Annotated in this window: 14 protein-coding genes and 1 pseudogene; 3 read left to right on the forward strand and 12 right to left on the reverse strand. The window is 68.1% G+C overall.

Features of this window, described 5'->3' with window-relative positions:
• Positions 1-6 precede the first annotated feature (6 nt).
• The 4 genes from FRAAL_RS11535 to FRAAL_RS11550 all read right to left on the reverse strand — a co-directional run bounded on the left by FRAAL_RS11535 (position 7) and on the right by FRAAL_RS11550 (position 11,819).
• Positions 7-5,265 carry an ATP-binding protein gene (locus FRAAL_RS11535; protein ID WP_011603798.1) on the reverse strand — a complete coding sequence of 1,753 codons (5,259 nt, stop codon included), beginning with the start codon at positions 5,263-5,265 and terminating at the stop codon, positions 7-9.
• The gene (gene mads7, locus FRAAL_RS11540; RefSeq protein WP_011603799.1) at positions 5,262-6,914 is read right to left on the reverse strand and encodes a methylation-associated defense system protein MAD7; all 1,653 of its coding nucleotides are present in this window, start codon (positions 6,912-6,914) and stop codon (positions 5,262-5,264) included. The genes FRAAL_RS11535 and mads7 overlap by 4 nt, the downstream gene beginning before the upstream one ends.
• A complete protein-coding gene (gene mads6, locus FRAAL_RS11545; RefSeq protein WP_011603800.1) occupies positions 6,911-10,771 on the reverse strand; it encodes a methylation-associated defense system protein kinase MAD6 in 3,861 nt (1,286 codons plus the stop codon). Before mads6 ends, mads7 begins: the two co-directional genes overlap by 4 nt.
• Positions 10,772-11,147: 376 nt before the next feature.
• Positions 11,148-11,819: an IS5 family transposase gene (locus FRAAL_RS11550; protein ID WP_011603802.1), complete on the reverse strand. Its 672-nt coding sequence runs from the start codon at positions 11,817-11,819 to the stop codon at positions 11,148-11,150.
• 645 nt (positions 11,820-12,464) lie between these two features.
• Here FRAAL_RS11550 and FRAAL_RS36265 point away from each other — a divergent pair.
• From FRAAL_RS36265 to FRAAL_RS34835, 3 genes and pseudogenes are all read left to right on the forward strand, one after another.
• Positions 12,465-13,699, forward strand: a pseudogene (locus tag FRAAL_RS36265) (IS110 family RNA-guided transposase).
• A 449-nt stretch (positions 13,700-14,148) separates the two neighbouring features.
• A complete protein-coding gene (locus FRAAL_RS34830) occupies positions 14,149-14,691 on the forward strand; it encodes a site-specific integrase (protein WP_050997096.1) in 543 nt (180 codons plus the stop codon).
• On the forward strand, positions 14,688-15,110 hold the full coding sequence (locus FRAAL_RS34835; protein WP_011603807.1) for a site-specific integrase: 423 nt from the start codon (positions 14,688-14,690) through the stop codon (positions 15,108-15,110). The genes FRAAL_RS34830 and FRAAL_RS34835 overlap by 4 nt, the downstream gene beginning before the upstream one ends.
• A 986-nt stretch (positions 15,111-16,096) precedes the next feature.
• Here FRAAL_RS34835 and FRAAL_RS11565 read toward each other — a convergent pair.
• The 8 genes from FRAAL_RS11565 to FRAAL_RS11595 form a co-directional block, all read right to left on the reverse strand.
• Positions 16,097-16,849 (reverse strand): C1 family peptidase, encoded by a 753-nt coding sequence (locus tag FRAAL_RS11565; protein WP_011603810.1) that lies wholly within the window; start codon positions 16,847-16,849, stop codon positions 16,097-16,099.
• Between the two features lie 2 nt (positions 16,850-16,851).
• On the reverse strand, positions 16,852-17,100 hold the full coding sequence (locus FRAAL_RS11570) for a hypothetical protein (RefSeq protein ID WP_041939174.1): 249 nt from the start codon (positions 17,098-17,100) through the stop codon (positions 16,852-16,854).
• 2 nt (positions 17,101-17,102) lie between these two features.
• A complete protein-coding gene (locus FRAAL_RS30400; RefSeq protein WP_050997097.1) occupies positions 17,103-17,915 on the reverse strand; it encodes a peptidoglycan recognition protein family protein in 813 nt (270 codons plus the stop codon).
• Complete coding sequence (locus FRAAL_RS32930; RefSeq protein ID WP_157892053.1) at positions 17,912-18,394, reverse strand: hypothetical protein; 483 nt, start codon at positions 18,392-18,394, stop codon at positions 17,912-17,914. The genes FRAAL_RS30400 and FRAAL_RS32930 overlap by 4 nt, the downstream gene beginning before the upstream one ends.
• The gene (locus tag FRAAL_RS32935; protein WP_157892054.1) at positions 18,387-18,557 is read right to left on the reverse strand and encodes a hypothetical protein; all 171 of its coding nucleotides are present in this window, start codon (positions 18,555-18,557) and stop codon (positions 18,387-18,389) included. The genes FRAAL_RS32930 and FRAAL_RS32935 overlap by 8 nt, the downstream gene beginning before the upstream one ends.
• Complete coding sequence (locus tag FRAAL_RS11585; protein WP_011603815.1) at positions 18,554-18,856, reverse strand: hypothetical protein; 303 nt, start codon at positions 18,854-18,856, stop codon at positions 18,554-18,556. Before FRAAL_RS11585 ends, FRAAL_RS32935 begins: the two co-directional genes overlap by 4 nt.
• Before the next feature lie 61 nt (positions 18,857-18,917).
• Positions 18,918-20,747: a beta-mannanase gene (locus tag FRAAL_RS30405; RefSeq protein WP_157892055.1), complete on the reverse strand. Its 1,830-nt coding sequence runs from the start codon at positions 20,745-20,747 to the stop codon at positions 18,918-18,920.
• 23 nt (positions 20,748-20,770) lie between these two features.
• Positions 20,771-22,003, reverse strand: coding sequence for a glycoside hydrolase family 16 protein (locus FRAAL_RS11595; RefSeq protein ID WP_011603817.1), 1,233 nt, complete (start codon positions 22,001-22,003; stop codon positions 20,771-20,773).
• Position 22,004 lies beyond the last annotated feature (1 nt).

The raw sequence follows: 22,004 nt of genomic DNA on the forward strand, positions 1-22,004 counted from the left end.
TGGCCTCTATCTCTCTGGGTACTTCGGGCTCCCCTCGGGGCGAAGCATGCGGGTGCGCCGGGCTGTGGTCATGATCGGTGTCTGGATGTAGGCATCGCCGACAGGAAGCTGTTCCAGGTCCTCGGACAGGTCCTTACCTGCCCGTGTGTGCAGGAAGCCGGCAGCCTTCCGTGACTGAGGGTAGTTCATCCGAAAGACAATCTTGGTGCCGGCGTTGGCGAGGACGTCGGGGTGGAAGTCGTCGATGCCCTGGCTCGCGACGATGACGGCCACGCCGAACTTCCGTCCCTCCTTCATCAGCTTCGGCAGGGTCGCGTCCTTGGCGAGGCGGTGCGCCTCGTCGAGGACGATCGCGAGGCGGAGTTCTCCGGTCTGGCCCCAGGAGAACATGTCCCGGTAGACCTTGCGGAGCAGGAAGGCGCCGGCGGCGATCTGCGCTTGTTCGACCTCGGCGAAGCCGTGCAGGTCGACGACCAAGCCCTCACGGATAAGATCCTGAATCTTGGCCCCGGCGCTGTCGGTGAACAGACCGTACTCGAGGAGCGGGCGGCAGCGCGCGAGTACGTTCTGCACACCTCGCTCCTTCTCTAGCGCGGCGATGTTGTCCCGGACCTCGTCGAGGGTCGGGATCCCGGCCGGGGTGGGCCCGCCGTGGCCGCGGTCCTCATAGGCCTTCGCCAGCGCCTGATAGAAGACGTCGCGCTGGATGTCCCCAAGTCCGCAGACATAGCCGAAGATCTCGGAGATGGACGTCGCGTTGATCCGGTAGGCGAACCTGCCGCTGCCGTCCGTGATCTCGAATGGTGAGAACGGCAGCCCATCGGTCGCGTTGTAGACCCGCAGTGATGGGGGCCGGCGGGCGTCGGTGCCGAACTGGCCATGGAAGTCGATAACCAGAGCCGGCAGGCCGTCGGCTGCAGCTCCCTGCAGGAGCCGGATCGTCGTCTCAGACTTGCCCTGGCCTGGAATTCCGAGGATGAACAGATGTGGGCTGCCGCTGGTGCTTGCCTCCCAGACGATCTCTTCTTCGGGCGGCAGGGTCCGGCCCAGGGTGACCCGTGCGGTCCTCAGTGGGTCTGGAGCCGCAGGCTCTGGGACTTCTGGGGTGGGAACTGGCCGGCCGTCGCCATGGATCCCGGTATCCGGCACCCCCGTGTCAGCCTGGTCGTGGTGTGGTGACAGTACGTCGTCGGGGCGGTGTGGCGCCTGGGTGGTCTCCGCCAGCGCTTCAGTTTCTTCGGAAGCCGCCCGCTGGGCTGGCGGTAGGACGGTGAGCGCATCGGCGCCGCACGGCGGTAGGACATAACCTGCGGGCTGGACGCCAGCCCCAGCAGGGTCGTCGGCGCCCAGGTTGTTGGCGGTGAGGCTGCGGATGCGGACGCCGTCGACCTGGAAGTCCGCTGTCCCATCCGCGTGGAGCACGACGATGTAGCCACTCCCGCGGTAGTCGATGGTCAGACCGGCGTTGTCCAGCCGCTCGATGGCCTCGGTCGCGCGGTGGAACTCGGCCTCGTTGGTGACCAGGCCGCGCCGTACCGCCCGGCGTAGGTAGAAGCGCAGCAGCGAAGCGAGCCGGGCGCGCTGCAGGGGTCGGTCGATACGCGCCGGCTCCTTGAAGAACAGCCCCTCGACGAGCTCGTTTGTGCGGAGAACCTGGCTGGCGATGTCACGGCCCAGGTCCTCGCTGCCGAGCATGCCGCGGGACTTGACCTCGACCGCCTCAATGCTGACCCGCCGGCTGGAGGGGAACCGGACCAGAAGGAGGTCGCAGCGGCGGGCCTGCTGCTGGGTGGCCTGGGACTGCCGCTGCGCGTGGACGCCGAACAGTTCGGGGTGCGCGTCGACGGGGATGACGATGGTGTTCTCGAGTTCGCCGCGCCGCCGCAGATGCGCGACGACCGCCGCGAGCGCCACGGCCTCCTTCGCGCGGTTGTCGTCCCCGGTTGCGGCTAGGACCAGCCGGCCGGAAACGAGTAGCAGCTCGTCGATCACCGACGAGACCGACTCGTCGGGCCGGGTGAAGCCGAGCTCGATCATCGCCTTGTAGAACATTTTCTCGACGTCGGCGCGGTATGCGGTCGTGATGGCCATCTGCTGGCCAATGCCGTCGAGGAACTCCGGAGCGTAGTCGAGGATGTAGCGGCGGCCGCTCGCGGTGCGGGCCGACGGGTCGTCGAAGGAGTCCAACCCGAGGAACCGGTCGAGGACGATGACCCAATCGCATCGCTCGTGCGCGATGTCAAGGATGTGCTTGGTCATCCCTGAGACCTCCATGCGAACCCGGGCATCCGCTGCGGCGCCTCGCGGCTCCGCGCTGGCCGGGGGAGGCCCATCGGTTGCGGGCGGGACGGGAACCGCCAAGGACTGGGTGGTGAGGAGGACGGTCGCATCAGTGTCGAAGGGGTCGGGCAGTGGCACGACACCGGTCGTTGCCGGGGCCGACGCCGCGGCGTCGGCCGGAACGCTCGACGCGGCGACGAACAGGGTGGTCACGGCTTCGGCGAACCGCCGGTGGATTTCGGTCACCTCGGCGCCACGGGCTGTGGGAAAGTCGATGCCTGTGACCCACCCGCCCTCCGGGTCGCGTTCGGTGACCGGTCGTGTGATCAGCCCGTGGAAGGACATGCTGCCTACCGCGGGAGCGGTGCGCGCGATGACCAGCTCGGGTCGGCTGAGGTCGGTGAGCACCGCCAGGTGGGCGTCGTGGGCCGCGTCGATCTCCTGGAGTGGGGCGACGGACAGCTCCAGCTCCGGGTCGAGGAATCCCCGCCCGCGGCGGGTCCGGGAACGGGTCTCCAGCAGGTCCCGTTGCAGTTCGCGCAGCGCCGGCAGCGGGCTGGTCTCGGACGCGCCTTCGCCGAACGCCTGGATGTACAGGTGCGGGGGCAGCGAGCTCTCGGCCTCGCCGTTGACGGAGTCCTCGTCCTGCTCCGTGGTCACGATGCTCAACGCGTCGGCGAGGAACGCGCCGCTGCCAGGATTCGTCGCGAGGATCCGAAGCCGCGCCGGATGCTGGTGAGTGCCGCGGTAGAGCCGCACCCGGTCGGCGAGCCGGCTTGCTGGAACCTCGCCGACGCTGACATCCGAGGCCGGCAGGCCGAGCGCGTTGATGATCTCACTCACCGCCGTAGCCGGGTCGGACTCGTCGACCGGCAGATAGAGGCCGTGCAGGAGCCGCAGGTTCTGGGTGAAGACGTAGGGCGCGCCAGCGTCGTTGTTGAGCAGGAACGGTACCCGGGCCGGGCTGAGCCGAGCCAGCAGCTCCAGGTCTACCTGGGCTGCGCGTTCTCTGGCGGGCATGGCGCGGAGCTGGCGGCGCCATGACTCCAACTCGGCATAGTAGGCCGCGTACCAGGCGACCCGCAGCGGGTGGGTGGGCAGCACGACCAGGGCGTCGACCGGCGTGTTGCGGCGGCCGAGGACAACGCGCAGCCGGAGGGTGTCAAGGGCGGTGAGCGCATGCAGGTCGGCGAGGCTGGCGCCGTCACGGCGCTGAAGGATCCGGCTGTACGTCGCCGTGTACCTGTTCGCCAGTGCGGTCAGTTCGTCGTCGAAGTCCGCGACCTCGACGAGGCCCCGACCGGACTGGCCGCGCACGGCCTCGAAGAACTCTCGGCGGACGGTACTGAAGGCGCGGCCGGCGACGCTCGCCCAGTCGGGGCTGGCCTGGGCGGTGCGTTCGGGGGTGAGGAGCTGGCCAGCGGGGACCGTCGCGGCATAGCGGCCGCCGTTGTCGGGCGTTTCGAGGATCTGCTGTTGAAGTTCCCGCAGCGGGATGCTCAGCGACATTCGGCCGCCGTGTCTGCGGCCGAACCGCAGCTGTAGATAGGCAAGGTCCGACTCCTGCCAGCCCTCGCAGGATTCGATGTCCGCCTCGGCACCCTCCGCCGCGGCCCGTAGCCGGGCGATTGGTAGTGACGGCGCGCTCTCCCGACGGACTGAGGTGCTCTCCGACGGTGGGGTGCTGTCGAGCGCGAACTCCTGGCTGATGGCCTGTGCCGGTTCTCCGTCCGCGAGCTTGAGCACCTGGCCGTTTCGGTCGAGCGCCTGGATGCGGACCACGACGACGGCGGGGGCGCGATCCACGCCCTCCGGATCGAGGTTGATAGTGAGCTTGCTGCTGTGCGCGGTGCCCTTGGGGGACGCGGTCGGCAGTTCCACGTCGAAGTCGGTCTCCGGGCCGTAGAACTCCTTCGACGGGAGCATCTCGACGCTCCATTTGGTGACGTCCTTGGGCTTGGCGGGCTCGGTGCTCCAGGTGAGCTTGACGAAGCCGCCCTTCGCCGAGCAGGTCGGCAGAGTGCCGTCCTGGGGGTCGCGAAGCCCCGTTCCGGCTGGGATGACGCCGTTGACGGCGAACGGGTTGACATACAGTGAGAGGAGGTCGCTGTCCGTCGACGGGTTTAGTGGCCAGTGCTCGAACGTGAGTTCCCGATGTGCCGGCGCGGCTAGTTCACGCAGCCAGGTTCGTTCGGACAGCCGCGGCACGGCGACGATGAACCGTTCGATCGCCCGGTAGGCATCGTCGTAGTGCTGGTGCAGCGGGCAGTTGCGTAGCCGGGTCCGGGCGTCATCCTGCGCCCGCGCCGGCTTGACCAGCGCCGCGACGCAGGCGGCGTTGTCCACCAGCCGCTCGGTGAACGGCGCTCCGCCCAGATCCGGGATGAGGCCCAGCAGGTGCAGGTTTGCCCCGGCCGCGTGGAGGGCGCTGTCCATGCTGTCCTCCCGTGACTCGTTCGCCGCCGCGTGAAGGGCCAGCAAGTATTCGGCCCGGGCATGCCGCGACAGCGGGAACACGCGGCGCTGGGTCGACTGCGCCTGCAGGACCTGGTCGTAGGTATCGCGCAGCGGGCGGGGGAGGTGGTTTTCGAGGTCGCGCAGGATCCCCTTGAACAACTGCTCGAGGTCGATCGCTTCGAACGAGTTCTCCAGGCTGCTGGCGGCCGGGCTGTCGACGCCGGCCGGGACGAGTAGGAGCAGCGCCGCGATCTTGCGGTTGCGCAGCTCGATCGCCCGTTCCGGGGAGATGACGGTGTCGTCGGCCCGGTTCTCGGTGCCCAGCACGGCGACCTGGGCGTTCGCGCCGCCCGTTGACGAAGGCGGCAACTGGGCGAGGACGATGGCCGCCGCGTCCCGGATGGCGTGGCAGTCGGACTCGAGCAGGTGGTCGAGCCGCAGGCATCGGCCTGCGGTGGCACCGCGCAGGAAGTCGTCCACCAGCAGCGTGGCGATCCGGGTGGCAAGGGGACGGCTCAGGTCAGTCATCGCCGCGCTCCGGCTGGAACGAGGGGATTGGTCACGTACTGGGCGTTGAAGTCATCGGACAGATCTGTGAAGAAGCCCATCTGGCGGAGTCGCCCGGTGAAGGCGGCGAGGTTCGTGGTCGCGACCGCCCGGGATGACGCATCAGCACGGGCCGTCGGTGGTCTGGCGATCAATATGCCCCATCGGGTCTCGAACGTCTGGAGCAGCGTCGCGAGCCGCATCCTGGGCAGCGGCTCGCCGCCAGCCGGGTCGACGAGGGTGCCGAGCAGCAGGGTTGTGAGCAGTTCGTCGGTCATCGCGTATCGCCAGGCCCGTCGGCCGCGTAGGTTGCCCCGGAGCAGCCCGGCCTGTCTGCGCATGCCGCCGGTGTTCCAGAACCACTGTCGGGCGGCCTGAATCGCGCTGCTCTTCTGTGACTCGCGGATCGCTGCCACGACCTGGTCGAGCTGCGAGCCGCTGGGTGTCGCCCGTTCCACCTCTACCCTGGCCTCGTCGGCGGAGCAGCCAGTGTGCCGCACGGTCTCCGTGATGATCTGCTCAAGCTCGATGCCGGCCCGGAGCTCGACGAGCGGCTCCTCACGCATCGCCAGTAGCCCGCGAAGCCAGTCGGGCCCTTTCTGGTCCTGGATGTAGGTCCGCAGTCTGGCGTCGTTGCGCCCGTACCGGTCGAGGGTCTTCAAGAGAAGCATTCCGTCGAGGTAAGCCGGCAGCCGTTCCAGGTCCCGTTCAACGCATTCCCCGGCGAGGCGGTCGGAATCGCCCCCGGTCTGGCGGGTGAAGTCGACGTAGATCTCAGTCTGCGCGTCCGAGTACTCGACGCCGAGGTCGGCGGACTCCGCGTTCCCCCGACACAGATCGTTGACCAGGTGGAACAGTCGCAGCGATGTGGTGAACAGGCCCAGGTTCAGCAGTGCCGCGAGATGATGGGCCAGTGCGATCGTGGGTAGCCGATTCTGATAGACGGCCAGGAAGTCGAGAAGCTGGTCGCCCAGCGTGACCATGACTCCGGGCATGATCGGATCCCAGTCGAATTCCCGGCTACTCGCCTGAAGCCTGCCCGGGGCGAAGCCCTCCAGGTAGTAAAGGGAGAGCAGAACGTTGGCGTCGAGATCGGTGCTCACCCCGTCGAAATCCGGAACGAATTTCTCGGAAATTGTCACGCCATGCCCGAACGCGCCGAGGAACAGCGCCCGCAGGGCGTCGGCGGGGTTCGGATGGCCGCGTCGTACCAGCGCATCCATCAGTAGGCGGTAGATGACCAGGTGTACTTTGCGGTGCCGGGCACCTCCCACCGGAAGCCCGGCCCGGTAGGCGCCAATGTGGATCGGCTGGACCGCCGCGAGCTGGACTTCCCGACGGCCACGTCCCTCGTGGCCGAGCCGCACGACCGTTGTGTTGATCCACTGTTCGAGTACCGCCCGACCGTGCTCATCGTCAAAGCCACGCAGGTTCGGGTGGCTCGCGAGCGCCTCGATGTAGCGGCGAGCCTCGGTGGGCTTCGCGTCCGAGCTGCCCAGCCGACGCCCGCGGGTTACCACCATCTGGAAGAGCACCGGCAGGAACCGGTCGACATCGAAGTCGTTCAGCTCGTACCCGGAGAGCTTCTCAAACGAGTACGAACGCAGGTCCTTCGTCGGGTACAGCCTCATCGGTCGGCTCCCAGCAGCTCGATCGTCGTGCCCGTCAGGTCGATGGTGTTGCGCCGCCCGTTGGGCTCGATGACGATTACCTTTTGTGCGCGTTCCAACGTTAAGCGCGACCGGAACAGCCCGAGTTCCTCCAGTAGCGGCGTCACCTCGGGGTTGGTGGGTAGGTAGCCCGTGGCGGCCCGCATGAGCAGTTCGAACAGGTCGACGTCAACGGTCATCGCCGCCTGGCCTTTGCTGTGGCGGAGAGTAAAGACGTCGGCGGCGGCCTCGACGTAGCTGTCGTCCGGCTGCTCTGCCTCGATCCGGAACTCTTCCGCAGGGAGGATCTTGACGACGGCACCCCCGTCATCCGTCGGCTCGCCGACCGACACCGCTACCCCCAGGTCGTTGTAGCCGACCGGGCCGATGCAGCGGGACAGCCCGCGTAGCAGCGGCTCAAGGAACTCGTCGCTCGGACTGCCCGCGAGAATCGCGGTGAACGCGTCCAGATGGCGGTAGGGCCCAAGGTGGCCGACTGCGGCCAGTTCCTCGTCCGCGGCGGTGAAGTAGTAACGGCGCTTCGCGCGGATGACCTCGTCGGCCGTGCGCGCCTTCGGAGCGAGCAGGCGCTCCGCCCTGGGCGCGGAAACGGCGCCAGGGTCGAGCATCCGCCACTCGTCGAGCAGGCGGTCGCGGCCGCCCAAGGCGTTGAAGGCCGCGGCGCTGAAATGCCGATCCAGCGCCGATAGGCCGAGCAACCCATCCCGGAACTCCCGGTGGATGTCCAAGCAGCCGAGGTCGACGGTCACCAGGTAGGCCAGCGCCGAGCGCAGGTCCCGGATCGTTGGCCGGCGGCCGCGCCGCAGGTGCGAGGTGAGGACCAGCCGGTGCAGACGGTCCTGGGCCTGGGGCTCGCGCAGGTCGGAGGCGTTACGGACAATCGGGCAACGAGGCTCGGCGAGACAGCCGGAGCAGGCGGACCACAGGTCGTCGGTGACCAGCGCGTCGAGCATCCGGACGGTCAGCGAGTCGGCTGCCGCCTCGGTGGACGCCATCGATCGCTTCTTCAGATCGACCCGGTCGATTCCGGTCTCTTCGGCCGTGGAGTCGTCGCCGTCAGTCTGGGTGAGCTTGTCGGCGATCTCGGGGTAACGGCCCGCCTCCCGTTCGAGGAAGTCGAGTAGCCGCCCGTCGTTCGCCGCGATCAGCGCCGTGTAGTGCGTGGCACGGGCCGGGTCGGTCAGCGGCTCGAGTGCCCTGCGGAGCAGGTCGTCCGCGGACATGTCCTCGTGCGACTCACTGGCGTCGTAGACGGACGCGAACTCGTGGCCGTCGAGTTCGAGCCGCCACCCGGACGCGTCGCGAGCGAGCACGGTCGCAGCACGCTCGAGCAGCGTGGCGCTCAGGCGTTCCAGGAAGGCGGTCTTGCCGTCACCCGGGTTGCCGCTGAAGACGACGAGCCTCGGCCGCCCGTCCACGATCCGCGGGACGAGGCGCTCGTCGAGTCTGGTCTCGACGTAGGTCTGGTTGGCGAACGGGGAGTCAAGGCCGCGGTTACCGCTGTTTCCGAGCCGGCTGTTGCGGAACAGCTGGCGAATGTCGTCCACGTTCGGGTTGACGAGCCAGGTCCGTTCGGGGGCTGTCTCGGTCTCCTGCCTGCTCTCCTCGAGGATCTTCGCGTCGTCCGGATGGATGGAGGACGGCTGTGCCTCCTGCGCGAGGCTGTGGGTGAGAGCGTTTCGGAAGGCCGAGGCCGATGCGAACCGACGGTCGGGATTCGGGTCGGAGCCGTGGAGCAGGACCTCGAGCAGCGTTGCCCCGCCGGTCGCCGAGACCTCCTCGTCCGTCGGCCGGACGAGGTTGGCCTTGTTCTGGTAGCGGCCGTTGTCCTCATAGGGGTAGCGACCGGTCAGCGCCTCGAAACACACGACGGCCAGGGAGTAGAGGTCCGCCGCGTCCGACCACGAACGGCCGGCAGCGATCTCCGGTGCCTGGTAGGGCAGGGTCCCGACGATGCTGTGGTCGGCGCCGTCGGAGGCCACGCCGAAGTCGATCAGAGTCGCCCGATCGTCCGCGTCCACGATGATGTTGTTGGGCGACACGTCGCGGTGCAGGACTTTGCGCTGGTGGGCGTACTCGAGGGCGTCGAGCATGTCGTGCAGGATCTTCAGGCAGGCCGCCGGGTTGCCCCGCAGCGTCGGGGCCAGCTTCTTGACCGTCTGGCCCTCGACGTACTCGGCGATGAGCGCGGGGCCGAACGGCTCCCACAGATAGTCCGTGGCCCGCACGATCCGGTCGTGTTTGAGTTTGTTCAGGTGCTTCAGCTCAGTACGTAGCCGGTCCTGCATCCCCATCGAATGCATGATCTTGAGGGTGTGGCGGATGTCCATCCGACGGTCGATCATCAGCCAGGTCATGGCGGTCGCGCCGGACCCCAGCTCCTCGAGGAGTTCGTACTTGTCGACCTTCGCTCCCCGCACGGGACGCGCCGAGCGCTTGCGCTCCTCACGCAGATAGCCGGCGAGCATTTCGGCGGCCTCGCGGGCGTCCGGTCGGTCGTTCGGGCTCACCGCCATGCAGGCTGCCAGCACGTTGCGAACGCGGTCCGGCAATGTCGTCGGAACCAGTGGTTCTCCCTGCGGGTCGGCCTTGTCCAGCTTGAGCCAGGCCAGGAGGCACACGGCCAAGGAGTAGACGTCCGACCGGTAGGTCGCCGCGTGGCCCGAGGCGCGGCACTCGGGCGCGCGGAAGGGGCGGCCAAGGTCGTCGATATCGTCCACATCGGTGATCGTGGCATCCGCGTTGGTGAACTTCGCCAGCAGGAAGTCGGAGAAGGTCACCTTGTCCGACGTCTCGGGCACCCAGATCCGGCTCGGATGCAGCGCGCGGTGCACGATCTCCGCGGCGTGGATGTCCGCCAGACCCGCGTAGGCGCACGCCGCCACCTCGGCAAAGGTCGCGGTCGATGGCCTGTCCCCAGCCACGATCCGTTGCCGCAACATGCTGAGGTCAGCCGGGGGCAGGTACATCGGCGCAACCCACAACTGGTCGTCGTTCTCGCTGAAGTAGGGCTCGACCTGGAAGACCACGCCGGTCGGGGCGAGCTTCCGCATCGCGTCGTACTCGCGCAGGACCTCCTTGTCGCTGGCTGCGAGCTCCTTCTCCGACAGCCCCTTGCGGACGTAGGTCAACAGGATCCGTGCGCTGCCATCGGGGTGCACGGCCACGTACCGCGGGCCGCGGGGTGTCGCGTCGAGCTCATCGATGATCGAGTAGCTGCCGAGCCGGGCTGGGCGGGCTGGGCGGTCTGGCAGCCCCTTGACCAGTGTCAGGATCTGCGCTCGGTACGGGCCGAGGTCGAACTGCTTCTTCATCGCCTGGTCGATGTCGAGCAGCTTCCGCTCGCAGCCGACCAGGCGGGCCACCTGGTCAGGGACGCGCGAGTCGGCGATGTCGAAGCTGACGTCCGACGAGGACAACACCACGAGATGGCGGACAAGGTGAACATCAGGGCGCTTGGGCACCACCCGGTCGAGCCGGGTGCGCAGTATGCGGGCAACACTGTTGACCTGGCTAATCGGGCTACCCAGCGCCTTGTGGGACTTGCGGTCGTACCAGAGTTCCTCGGTGCCTACGAGCTCGCCGTGCCAGGACTTCTCCTCGATGATGGTGACGCTGTTCGGGCCGACAGCGATGAAGTCCGAGTCGCGGGTCTTCGTGCCGCTGACGATCTGACGACCGCAGACAACCGTCCAGTCGTCGGGGAGGTGATCGCGAAGATAGACCGCGGTGGCCTCCTCGCCTGGACCGCCCCATGCACCGTGACGAACGATCTCTGCCACCATTGCCCCCGTCTTCTCGCCATCCTCGGCCGTCACCGGTCTGCTCGAGGCTGGCGCAACCGTCTCGCCACATTTCTATCGCTTGTCGCATATCCCCGGCGCGGAGGGTGCGGCAGACATGCAGCTCTAGCGAAGTCCGACTTTCGGTGACCTTGAGTAGTTGAGTGAATACTTGGAGACCGGTTCGCTGGTTGGCGTAGATAATTGGGTGAATCTGACAGATCCGTTCCAGGCGGCTTCCTTGTCGGACTGGCGCCAGCGAGGGGCCGGCGCCGTCGGCGCCAGCAATACCCACAGCCATAGGGCGTCGAGGTGCGGCTCATCCCTGCGGGTGGGGGCACACTGCCGGCCGTGCACGTGGGGGGCGATCTACCCTCGACCTCGCTGGGTAGAAGGTGTTTGAGATCGTCGGTTAGATGATTCTCTGTAGCGGTCGGGGTCCTGACCATCGGGCGGGTGCGCGCCGGTCGATCCGCCGGGCCATGACGCCGATCATCGCCCAGCGGATCAGGGCCTCGGCGTGGTCGGGGCGGCGTTCGTAGTCCCGGGCGTGACGACGGTGCGCGGTGATCCACGCCAGGGTCCGTTCGACGACCCAGCGACGGGGCCAGAGCTTGAAGCCCTTCTGCCCCGCAGGCCGGCGCACGACCTGCACCCGTAGGCCAAGCGGGTGGGCGGCCCAGTCCACGATCGTCCCGGCGAACATCCCATCGCCGAACACCAGCTGTAACCGCCGGCCGGCGAAGTAACTGTCGAGAAGAACCTGCCGCCCACCGGCGGTGTCATGCGTACTCGCGGGAACGACCAGCACAGCCAGCAGCAGACCCAGGGTTTCAACGACGAGGAATCGCTTGTGGCCGTCGACTCTCTTGCCCATGTCGAAGCCGCAGCTGGCCGCCGGGACGGTGTCGGCGCCCTTCACCGACTGGGAGTCGATGATCCCCGCCGTCGGGTCGGTGTCACGTCCTTCCTGCACGCGGAGCTGGTCGCGTAACGCGTCGTGGACACGTTCGGTCACGCCCTGGTCGTGCCAGCGGGCGAAGTAGTGTGGAGCGCCGCCATCCGGCGGCGCGTCTTCCGGCATTACAGCGTCCTTCCCTTCTCGAACCCACTGCCGCCCTTCCCCATGCACCGGGCTCTCCCCGGCTCGGAGTACTACGGCGGCTCCGTCCCACCCCACCGGTTCGACGGTCGGTGCGTCTATCCCGCCGGCCAGCTGGCTACCGGCCGGCCGGGAATCCGGACAGAGCGGTTCCCACGTTCACCATATTTCGTTTGTCGGAGGAGGAGGAGGAGGAGGAGCCCGACTGTGTCCCAGCGGCATCGCCACGGGTACGCCGCAGACTTTCCCCGTGGCCTCCGGCTCGGCGGTTTCAGACTTCCCTGAAGTTCCCTCACACCCGGGCGGGTGCTCGGTGCGCAGCGCGCCTGGCCCTTATCTACCAGATTTGAGCATTCCTGGCGGTGTGGCCGCCACCTGATCAAATGAGAATGTTGTGGGCTGCGGTGACCTGTTTGTCGGGTGCTGGGTCGCGGCTGGGATGATGGTGGGGCGTTGCCCGGTCGACGTCGGCTCTCTCTGGTGCGGACGAGCCCGTGTTTGAATATGGCGGCGGAGGCCTGGGGTACTTGTTCCTGCTGCCGTGAGCGCGTTCCTCGGTTTCCGTGTTCAGGCTTCCCCGGGCAACGCGCCCTGAAGAGTGTTTCCTGGTTGGGAAGGGAGGCAGAGGTGGAAGTGGTGTTCCCGCGCTGCGCGGGACTCGACGTCCATCGGGACACGGTGGCCGCGGCGATACGGATCCAGCCCGCGAAAGGACCCGCGAAAGTCGAGGTCCGAACGTGCACCACGACCGGCGGTCGCTGGGGCTCCTGGCGGACTGGCTGGCCCAGAACAAGGTCACGATCCCGGGGATGGAATCAACCGGGGTTTACTGGAAACCTGTCTTCCACATCTTGGAAGACCAGTTCGAGTGCTGGCTTCTCAACGCCGCGCATGTGCGTAACGTACCAGGCCGGAAAACGGATGTGGCGGACGCGGCGTGGCTCGCGGACCTCGTCGCGCACGGCCTGGCTCGGTCGTCGTTCGTTTCCCCGAAGCCGTTCCGGGACCTGCGGGAGCTCACCCGGGCGCGGCGTACGGTCGTGGAGAAGAAGACCCGCGAGGTGCAGCGGCTGGAGTAGCTCATGCAGGACGCCGGGGTGAAGCTGACGTCGGTGGCCTCCCAGCTGCTGGGTGTGTCCGGCCGGGCGATCCTGGAGAAGATGATCGCCGGTGAACGGAACCCCGAGTACCTGGCCGAGCTGGCACGCGGCCAGCTGCGCGGGAAGATCCCCCAGCTGAGCGAGGCGTTGGCGGGGACGTTCCGCTCCGGCCATCACGGGTTCCTCGCCGCCCAGCTGTTGGAACGCATCGATCTGTGCGACGAGATCGAGGAGCTCGACCGTCGGATCGAGGTGATGATCGCCCCTTTTGTCGAGACGGTGGACCGGGTCCAGACGATCCCGGGGGTGGGTAGGGTCACCGCGATCGTGCTGCTCGCCGAGGTCGGGATCGACATGTCCCGGTTCCCGACCGCGGGGCATCTGGCGTCCTGGGCGGGGATCTGCCCGGGGAACCACACCGCGGGCGGGAAACGGCTGTCCGGTCGTACCCGCCACGGGAACAAGCGGTTACGTACCTCGTTGACCGAGGCGGCGTGGGCCGCGGCCCGGAGCAAGAACGCCTACCTGGCGTCGCACCACGCCCAGGTCCGGGGCCGCCGCGGGGTCCAGAAAGCGATCGGGACGACCCGCCACGACATTCTCATCGCCTACTGGCACATCGTCGCAGGCAACACCGAGTATCGCGATCTCGGTGGTGACTGGCATGCCCGCCGGCGCCGGAACCCGGAGAAACGAAAGAACACCCTCGTCGGCGAACTGGAGAAGCTCGGCTACACCGTCACCATCGAACCAGCGGCCTAAACCCACTAATCCTCTGAAAACACATCCGCCACGCGTGGACCGACCGGCACTGGGTCCCCGTGCGATCCTGTATGCCCTGACCCAGCCTCTCCGAGGTCCGGTAATTCACTCCTCAGGTGGCTCGGGGTTTCACGGATGCAAAGTGGGAGGAGCGCCAGGCTCCTGGTAGTCGGCGTTCGATCGCACAGGGGCTTGGGATTGTCACGGATGCCCTTTTCGATGCTCCCGTACCGGCGGAGTTCGCCGAGCTTGTCCGTGAGGCCCTGGCAGGCTGGTCGTTCAACACCGGCGCGCGCACGGTAACAGGTCGGGATGGGCGCAGCCGTGAGGCCACGCCGCCTGCCGGCTGGGCGGGGGTGCTGGACTGGATGGAGCGGCATAGCAGGCCGGTGACGGACCTGGCCGACCCAGAGGTCGCTCGCGCGGCTCTCGGGGCATTGTCCCGACGGATGGACGGCCGCCCGGCCGTGGGGAACACCATAGTCCGCCGTCGGCAGGTCTTCGAGATGGCGATCAAATATGCGATTGCTCGTGGTGACTTGGATGTCAATCCGCTCGTGGGTCTCGACTGGAGGCCGCCGCGTAAGCTTGTTGCGGTCGATCGGCGCGTCGTCATCAACGCCGACCAGGCACGCCGCCTGTTCGCGGCGGTCGCGGAGAATGCCCCGGATCTTGAGGCCTTCTACGCCACGATCTACCATGCCGCGCTTCGGCCCGGCGAACTCCAGGAACTGCGTCTCGACCAGCTGACGCTGCCCGCATCCGGCTGGGGTGAGGCACTTGTGGACGCGAACAACCCTGAGATCTCGCCTCGCTGGTCCGATGCTCCGGAGGGACCGCGCCAGCCTCGCGAGCTCAAGCACCGGGCGAAGGGGGAGGTACGGCCGGTGCCGTTGAACCCGCCGCTGGTCGCGATCCTGCGCCGCCATATCGACACGTTCGGGGTGACCGCCGATGGTCGACTGTTCCGGTCGGAAAGGACGGGCCGGTGAAGGCGATCCGGTACCTCGCGAGGTGGCGGCAGGCCCGCGAAATGGCCCTCACGCCAGCCGAGCAGGCATCGCCGCCGGCGCGACGGCCCTACGACCTGCGGCACGCCGCCGTGTCCGGCTGGCTGAACGCCGGCGTCCCCGTCACTCAGGTCGCGGAGTGGGCGGGCCACTCCGTGCGGGTGTGTCTGCTCGTCTACGCGAGGTGCATCTCCGGTGGGGACGAGGCCGCCCGGCGGCGGATCGACGCGGCCTTGGCCGCCGAGAGCGAGACGCCCGAGGTCTCGCTGGCTCCGGAGCCAGCGGATTCTCATCCGCGCCCTATCCGCAGACAGCCGGAAACGACCGGACTGGACCGGACACCGCCGGACATCACCCTGGCAGAGCCCGAACCGACGACCGGACCCGAACTGGAGCTCTGACCAGCGTGAAGGCCCTCTGATCAGCCTCGGGCGAGGTGGCGGCTGATCACTAGGCGCTGGATCTGGTTGGTTCCTTCGAAGATTTGCATAGTCTCCCACGGGGCGCTGCGGCATATGGACCTTTCGGCTGGATCATGGCCATGACCTGCTGAGATCCTGACCCTGTCTGACTCCATCTGACCCTGTCTGACCCTGTCTGAACTCGCGATCACACCCAGAAAACGCCCAGAGCGTGGGTCGATCGCCCAACGGCACCCCGGCCAGATAGTGACTCTGGGTCACTATCTGCCGGACGCTCACCACACCCACACGGGCCTTCACTGCCAGTCCGCCTGCGACGCGAATGTGCCACGCCAAGAGCCGACATGGCGCTGGCAGGTGCTCCGTCGGCGTTACCAGCCGCCAGTTCGATGGCTGTTTCCGGCCGGTCCAGCGCACGGTGTGCCGGTCCGACAGATCGGCATACCGATCAGGCCATCCCATCTGCGCGAACCTTCACGCCCTCGGAGATCGCAGGTGCGATCGACATGTCCGCAGCCGTCCGGGACCCCGAGCCCGACAGCAGAGTGCGGTCGGGCATGATCGGGGAGGCGATTGTCCGGCACCGACGCGCGGGGCGGCGCCGTCCCACAGCCGCCACTGCTTGGAGGCAGCGATGACCACTTACACGCCCCGAGAGTATTCGTATCTCACCCTGGAGCGTTTCGAGCAGGACGCCTACCGCCTCGTGTGCCGCGTAGCCGGAGTCCCGGCTACCACGACCGGCTATGGGCTTCTCCACCTCACCGATGCCAGCGAAACTCGATGGACGGCCATCTCCGAGGATCTGATATACGTGGGCTTGTTGGCAGCGTTGCACCCGGTGGGACGGGCGGGACTGGAAATCCCAGCGAACAAATTCGCTCTTATCCGTCGCGGATGGCCGGATGAGTGGGCAACCCCTCCTGCTCGCAGGAGCCGGTGACGACCCTGCCGAGCTCGCCAGCTCACGTGCCGGCGAGCCGGGGTACGACAATGTCGCCCTGCTGGGCTAGCAGCCAGGCCATGTCCGTGCCGGCCAGGTATGCATATCCTCCCTGCCCCCAGCTCGCCCCCCAGGAGTTCGCGAGTCGGTACCGGTCGTGGGGGGCATCCCACGCGATGATGTCGTACTCATGGCCGCCGGCCAGGCCGCTGGACCGATCCACCGGGATCAACCCGTTGCGGTCCGGCTCGAACATGGAATTCAGCCAGAGAGTGCCGGCGGCGACCGGCCCGGACTGCAACGCGGAGCGCAACGCCTGAGTATCGAAGGCATGGGTGTAGCGGCGCATCAGCCCGGCTGCTTGCAATGCCTTGGCGCCGCCCAGGCCGGTGCTGCCGGTGTCGGTGGGTGGGCAGTGGCCGTTGACGTCGTCCAGCCAGGTGGCCAGATGATAGAAGTCGACCGCCAGCTTCTCGTCGACCTGGCGGCTGCCGGCGCGCAGGATGCCGTACTTGTCGGCGGTGAGGGTGACGGTGGTGCGCCCGGTGTAGCCCGCGGCGTCCGTGCCGACGATCCCGGCGACCGCGTTTCCCACGCAGGACCCCAGCTGTCCCTGATCGAAGATCGGCACCCGGCGGGTCCATTCCACGCTGTGCAGCGCAGATTCGGGCAGCACCTGGTGGGAGTAGGCCAGGGAACGGGGATCGAGATGGAAGTGGCGGCCCAGTGGATACCGGCTGCCCGTCCAGTCCAGGATCTTGATGTCGCCGACCATGGTCAGATCTCCCGTCCGGACGGCGCGCTGCTGCGGGCCGGCGCGTGCAGGGCCGCGGCCTTCACCTGGCTGCGGGCATGGGAGTAGAAGGCGGTGGCGATTGCTGATGCGACCACCCCCAGGGCCTGAACCAGCCCGTCGAAGCGGTGGACGTCCCCGATGCCGGGGTCGACCAAGGCGATGACGGCCAGCACCTGGGTGATCAGCATGCTGATCCCCTCCGAGGTCAGTAGACCCGGACGCACGTTCATGGTCACTCCTGGGTGAGTGGGTATGAGGTAGTGGCGGCGGTAGGGGGCGGCCAGTCCGGCGGCCGAGGCGGCAGCGGAACCCCGAAGTGGACGGCGATCGCCTCGACGCTGTCGATCAGCCAGCTCACCCCCGCCTCCAACCGGCCGGCCTTGCGGTAGGTGGCGTAGAGGGCCCCGCCGGGGGTGGCCTGCCGCAGGGGCTGCTGAGCCTGAAGGGCCGCGTCCTGCATCTGGGTCCACAGCAAGCTGAGCGTCGCCGCGGCCGAGCCGGCGGCGATGTCCCGCTCCTGATCCGGGGTGATCTGCTCTGCGGGCATGGTGAGCTCCTGAACGATCTGCTGGGCGCGGGTGAGGATCGCCGGGCGCTGCGCGGCGCGGATCGGGCCCGGACAGGCGTGGTTGCCCCACGCCGCCCCGCCGGCGGAGTGCAGGATCAGTCCGGGCGCCCCCGGGGTGTCCGTGGCCTGCGCCGGCCATCCGTAGATGACCATCCCGGTGGCGTAGGCCACCGCCACGGTCTCCAGCTGCGCGGCGGTCAACGGCTGGTCGGACCATCCAGCGGTCTCGATGGAGGCATACAGCCGGTTGCCGGCCATCTGGGCCCAGGCTGGCTGGTCCAGGGAGACGTACTGCTCACGCTCGCCGTTCATCCCGGCCCACAGGTGAGACGACGTGGTGCTGTCCGGATGGGAGAACGCCCCGTACAGGCTGCCGGCGGCCTGCGCGACGTGCAGCACCAGACCGATCGGCCGCATGGCCTGCTGGTAGTGGGCGTCCACCGGCCGCCAGGTGAAGGAGGGCACCAGAACGGTCATCGCCGGTACCTCACCGTGCAGTTCACCGGCTGCGGGATCGCCGCCAGATACGCCTGGTAGGCCGCGGTTTCCTGACGCAGGTAGGTGATCACCGGGCCCAGTCGGTCTGCGTACGGCCCGCCGGCCATCTCCTCGGCCAAGCCGTGGGCGTCGTCGCGCAACTGCTGGTTCTTCGCGCGCAACGCGGCGTCGGAGGCCTGCCGGGCCTGGCATGCCTCGATCAACCCGGCCCGGACCCGGCGGAACTCGCTCTGGTTGCGGTGCTGGATCCCTCCGATGCTGGCCGCGGCTGCGGCCAGCAGCAGCACCGCGACCAGCAGCACGGCGATGCGCCGCCGGGCCCGCTGGGTGGCGGCCGCGGTGGTGGCCTCCAGCCGGTCGATGCTGGTGGTGAGAGCGGCCATGTCGGTGGTGAGCTGGCGTACGGCGGTTGGCAGCCCGCCGGCCTCGCCGGCCACGTTGCGTCGGGATTCAGACACCGCCGCCCCCTTCCTGCGGGCTGTGGTGGGGATCATGCGTCTGGTCCGCCAGAGCGGCCAGGCCAGTCAGGACGGCGGTCAACTCCCGGCAGATCCGCCGTGCCTCGGCCAGCACCTGCCGGGCATCGAGGACCTGGGCGCGCACTGCCGGGTTATCGGTCATGGCCCGCCCTGCGCGCGCCGGGAGAGCACTTCCACGTACTCCTGGGCCAGATCCACCGACCGTGTCAGCGCCGGCATGACCTCGTCCCGCACGAACCTGGTCTCCTCCGCCAGCGCCGCCTCGACTGCGGCCCTGTCCTCCCGCAGCGCCGCGATCTGGGCGTCCCGTGCCTCGAGTTCCCGGGCGTGCACCGCTTTCATCTCCCGGTAGACCCGCACGCCCAGGGAGATCACCAGCACGAGGACCACGCCGAGGATGCCCTGGCTCAGCAGGGGGCCGAGCGGATCGGAACCGTCCATGGTCAGCCGCCCATTCCCCAGGGGCCGGGGACGCAGCGGACTCGGTCATCCCACCCTCCTCTCATGGGTGGTAGTGACTGAGATAGGCCGCGGAGGCCTGCGGATTGTTCGGTCCGCAGGACCGGTACAGCGTGGAGGCGACGTTGGTCTGCTCACAGTCGTCGAAATAGGCTTCATAGAGCAGAGTGCCTTTCGCGGACTGGAACAGATCCCACATGCGGTGGATGTAGAAGGGGTTGTCGCCTCCGGCGTTACCCTGGCCAACCGCGGTGGGATTGTGGTTGATCCCCCACTCGCCCACGGAGAACAGCTTGTGATGGTTCCTGGCGAACGTCAGGACCGAACAGATACCTTCCGAGGCGTTGCAGGAGGAATTCCATGCGGCCTGATTCGGGGACGGGGGGTAGTGGTCGTAGTTGTCGGTGCCGATCACGTCCACGTAGGCGTCGCCCGGATAGCAGTTGAAGGCGCTTCCGCCGCACACCCCCGGCGGGGTACTGTGCCCGTTGATCGTCCAGTCGATCACCACCTGCGGGTCGGTGGCCCGGATCGCCGTTGAGATCTTCTGGAAGCAGCCGATGAACGGTCCAGCGTCGTTGTCGGGATGCCAGTACATATAGGTGCCGTTGAACTCCCAGCCCACCCTGACGATGGAGTTCGCGCGACCGTTGTTGACCAGCACCGTGCCGAACTGCCGCCAGTAGGAGTCATAGGCCCCGCTGGCGCAGGCCCCGATACTGGCCCCGACGTTCTGCGGGAACAGCGGCTGGCTGATCGACATGCGGCCCGGCCAGCCGCCGACCGCGTTGAACATCCACGCGCTGTTGGTGACCCCGCCCCAGGAGGTCCGGTCGGTGTAGGCCAGGTCCAGGTCGACCGCGCGGCCCCGCCAGTTCCCGAACCCTTGGACCTGATCTCCGCCGTTGATCCCGGACAGCCACGGCAGCCCGGACAGCGGGCCGTTGCCCGCACCGCCACCGCCGGTCGGGGACACCGACGGGGACGCGGACGGGGTCGTGGTGGGGGCGACCCCGACGGAGTACACGTCGGCCTTGTCGAAGGTCAGCGTCGGCCCGCCGGTCGCCTGGGGGTTGTGCTGTCCCGTCAGGGTGATGATGGTGGTGTGGTTGCCGCTGGCCAGGACCGGTGAGGTCCACACCAGGTCCGGGGCCTGCCCTGCCGCGCGATACCAGTCGGCCGTGCCTTGGCCGGCCCCGTCGGTGGCGATGCTGTCGATGCCGCCCTGGGGTTCCTTGACGCCGTAGACCTTCAGCTGCACCCCGGCCCAGGTGATCGTCACCTTGTCCCCGGTGGCCGAGGCCCATCGGTAGGAGCTGTTCGCGGTGCTGGCCACGGCGGTGTTGCAGCCGGCGGCGCACTGATGCCAGTTCGCGGCCGGGGTGTAGGACACCGTGTTGGTGGTCGTCCCGATCGCGGTGTCCTCGATGGTGGTGGACAGCACCGGTGCCCCGGTCGGGGTCACGGTCGGCGCTGTCGAGGTCGGGGCCGGCCCCGGCCCCGGATTGCCTCCTGCGTAGGCGGTGTACCCGAAGGTGATCTGCCGGCTGGCCGCCGGCGCACCAGTCGAGGTCAGGAACTGCACGCGGAAGGCACTCGCGGTGACCTGGTCGACCGCGTGGATCAGTGGGGCGGTCGGTTCCACCACCACCGCTGCCGGCACCGGCAGCATCTGCAGCCCGACCGTGCAGTAGCCGGAGGGGTCGGTGGTGCAGGTGACCGTGTCGGCCTGCAACGCGACGGTGGCCGTGACCTGCCGCGGCTGCTGCGGCAGGGCGGTCCCTACCGTCACCCCCACCCCGGCTGCCACCAGCATCCCGACCGTGGCGAAGACCGCAGGCCGGCCGCCCCACCAGCGTCGGACCCTGCGCACCCGTGTCACCTTCCAGCCCCCGCTCATACGCGCTGCCAGACACGCAAATAGTCAATGTCCATCGAGGCCGGAAACCGCGTGGTGCTATCAGGCCCGCCGTGCAGCGGCGGCCAGTTCCCACCGACACTCAAATTCGCGATCAGGTAGAACGGATAGGCTTTGAACGCCGCAGGATCGTGATACCCGTTGCATTCCCCGGGATGATTCGCGGCATAGATCTCCGTGCAGATCGACAGCCGGGCTCGGTGGCCGTCGATGTACCAGGACAAATGGTCCGGTTCCCAGTCGAAGCCGTAGACATGAAAATTGGCCGCAGTATCGGGACCCGTGATGGTAGCCGTGGCAGTGTCTCCGGCCTGACCGCTGACCGCATCATGCTCGGTGAGGTGGACGGTGGTCGGATCGTTCCCAGCGATCTCGAACACATCCTCCTCGCCGGAATCCGGCCAGCCGCCGTACACACGCTGGTCCGGCAACATCCACAGCGATGGCCAGAAACCGTTGCCGCTCGGGACGCGCACCCGCCCCTCGTAGTAGCCGTAGGTGAACTGGAACGGGTGATAGCCGGGATTGTTGGCCCCGAACACGTCCGGGCCCGTGGACACCATCCCCGAATAGATCTTCCCGCCGGATTGCGTGGCCGTCAGGTGCAGTTGTCCCCCGGAGACGGACACATTGTCGTTGCCGGTCGGGGCGGTGTTGTAGGTCTCCTGCTCGCGGTTGTACGGCTGGCAGGAGCTGGAAAACGACGGGTTGCACAGTACCCACCGGCTCAGGTCCAGCGCGGTGCCGGTGAAGTCATCCGCGAACGGCAGGGTCCAGGCCCCTGTCTGCCCCACCGGCCCGGTGGGGCCGGCCGGCGGGGACGTCGTGGGGGACGGGGAGACGGTAGGAGAGCCCGGTGGGCCGAGCGGCGTCTCGGGTCGGCCCAGCACAGCCGTGTACGCGAAGCGCACGGGGGTGGATGCCTGGGGGTTGCCGGTGACCCCCAGGAACCGCACCCGGAAGCTGGCCGGGGTGACCTGGTCGACTGCGTGTAGGGCCGGCAGCGCGGTCTCCACCCGGACCGCCGCCGGCTGCTGGAGCAGCCCCGTGCGCACGGTGCAGTACCCGGCGGTGTCCGTGGTGCAGGTGACCGTGTCGGCCTGCAGGCCTACCGTGGCGCCCGCGCCGCTGGAGGCCGGTCCTCCGATCGCGGTGAGCAGCGCGAGCGCGCCCAGCAGCGCCGTCATGGTCCGTGCCAGCCGCGTGCCCATC

The organism is Frankia alni ACN14a (assembly GCF_000058485.1).
Taxonomy (GTDB): domain Bacteria; phylum Actinomycetota; class Actinomycetes; order Frankiales; family Frankiaceae; genus Frankia; species Frankia alni.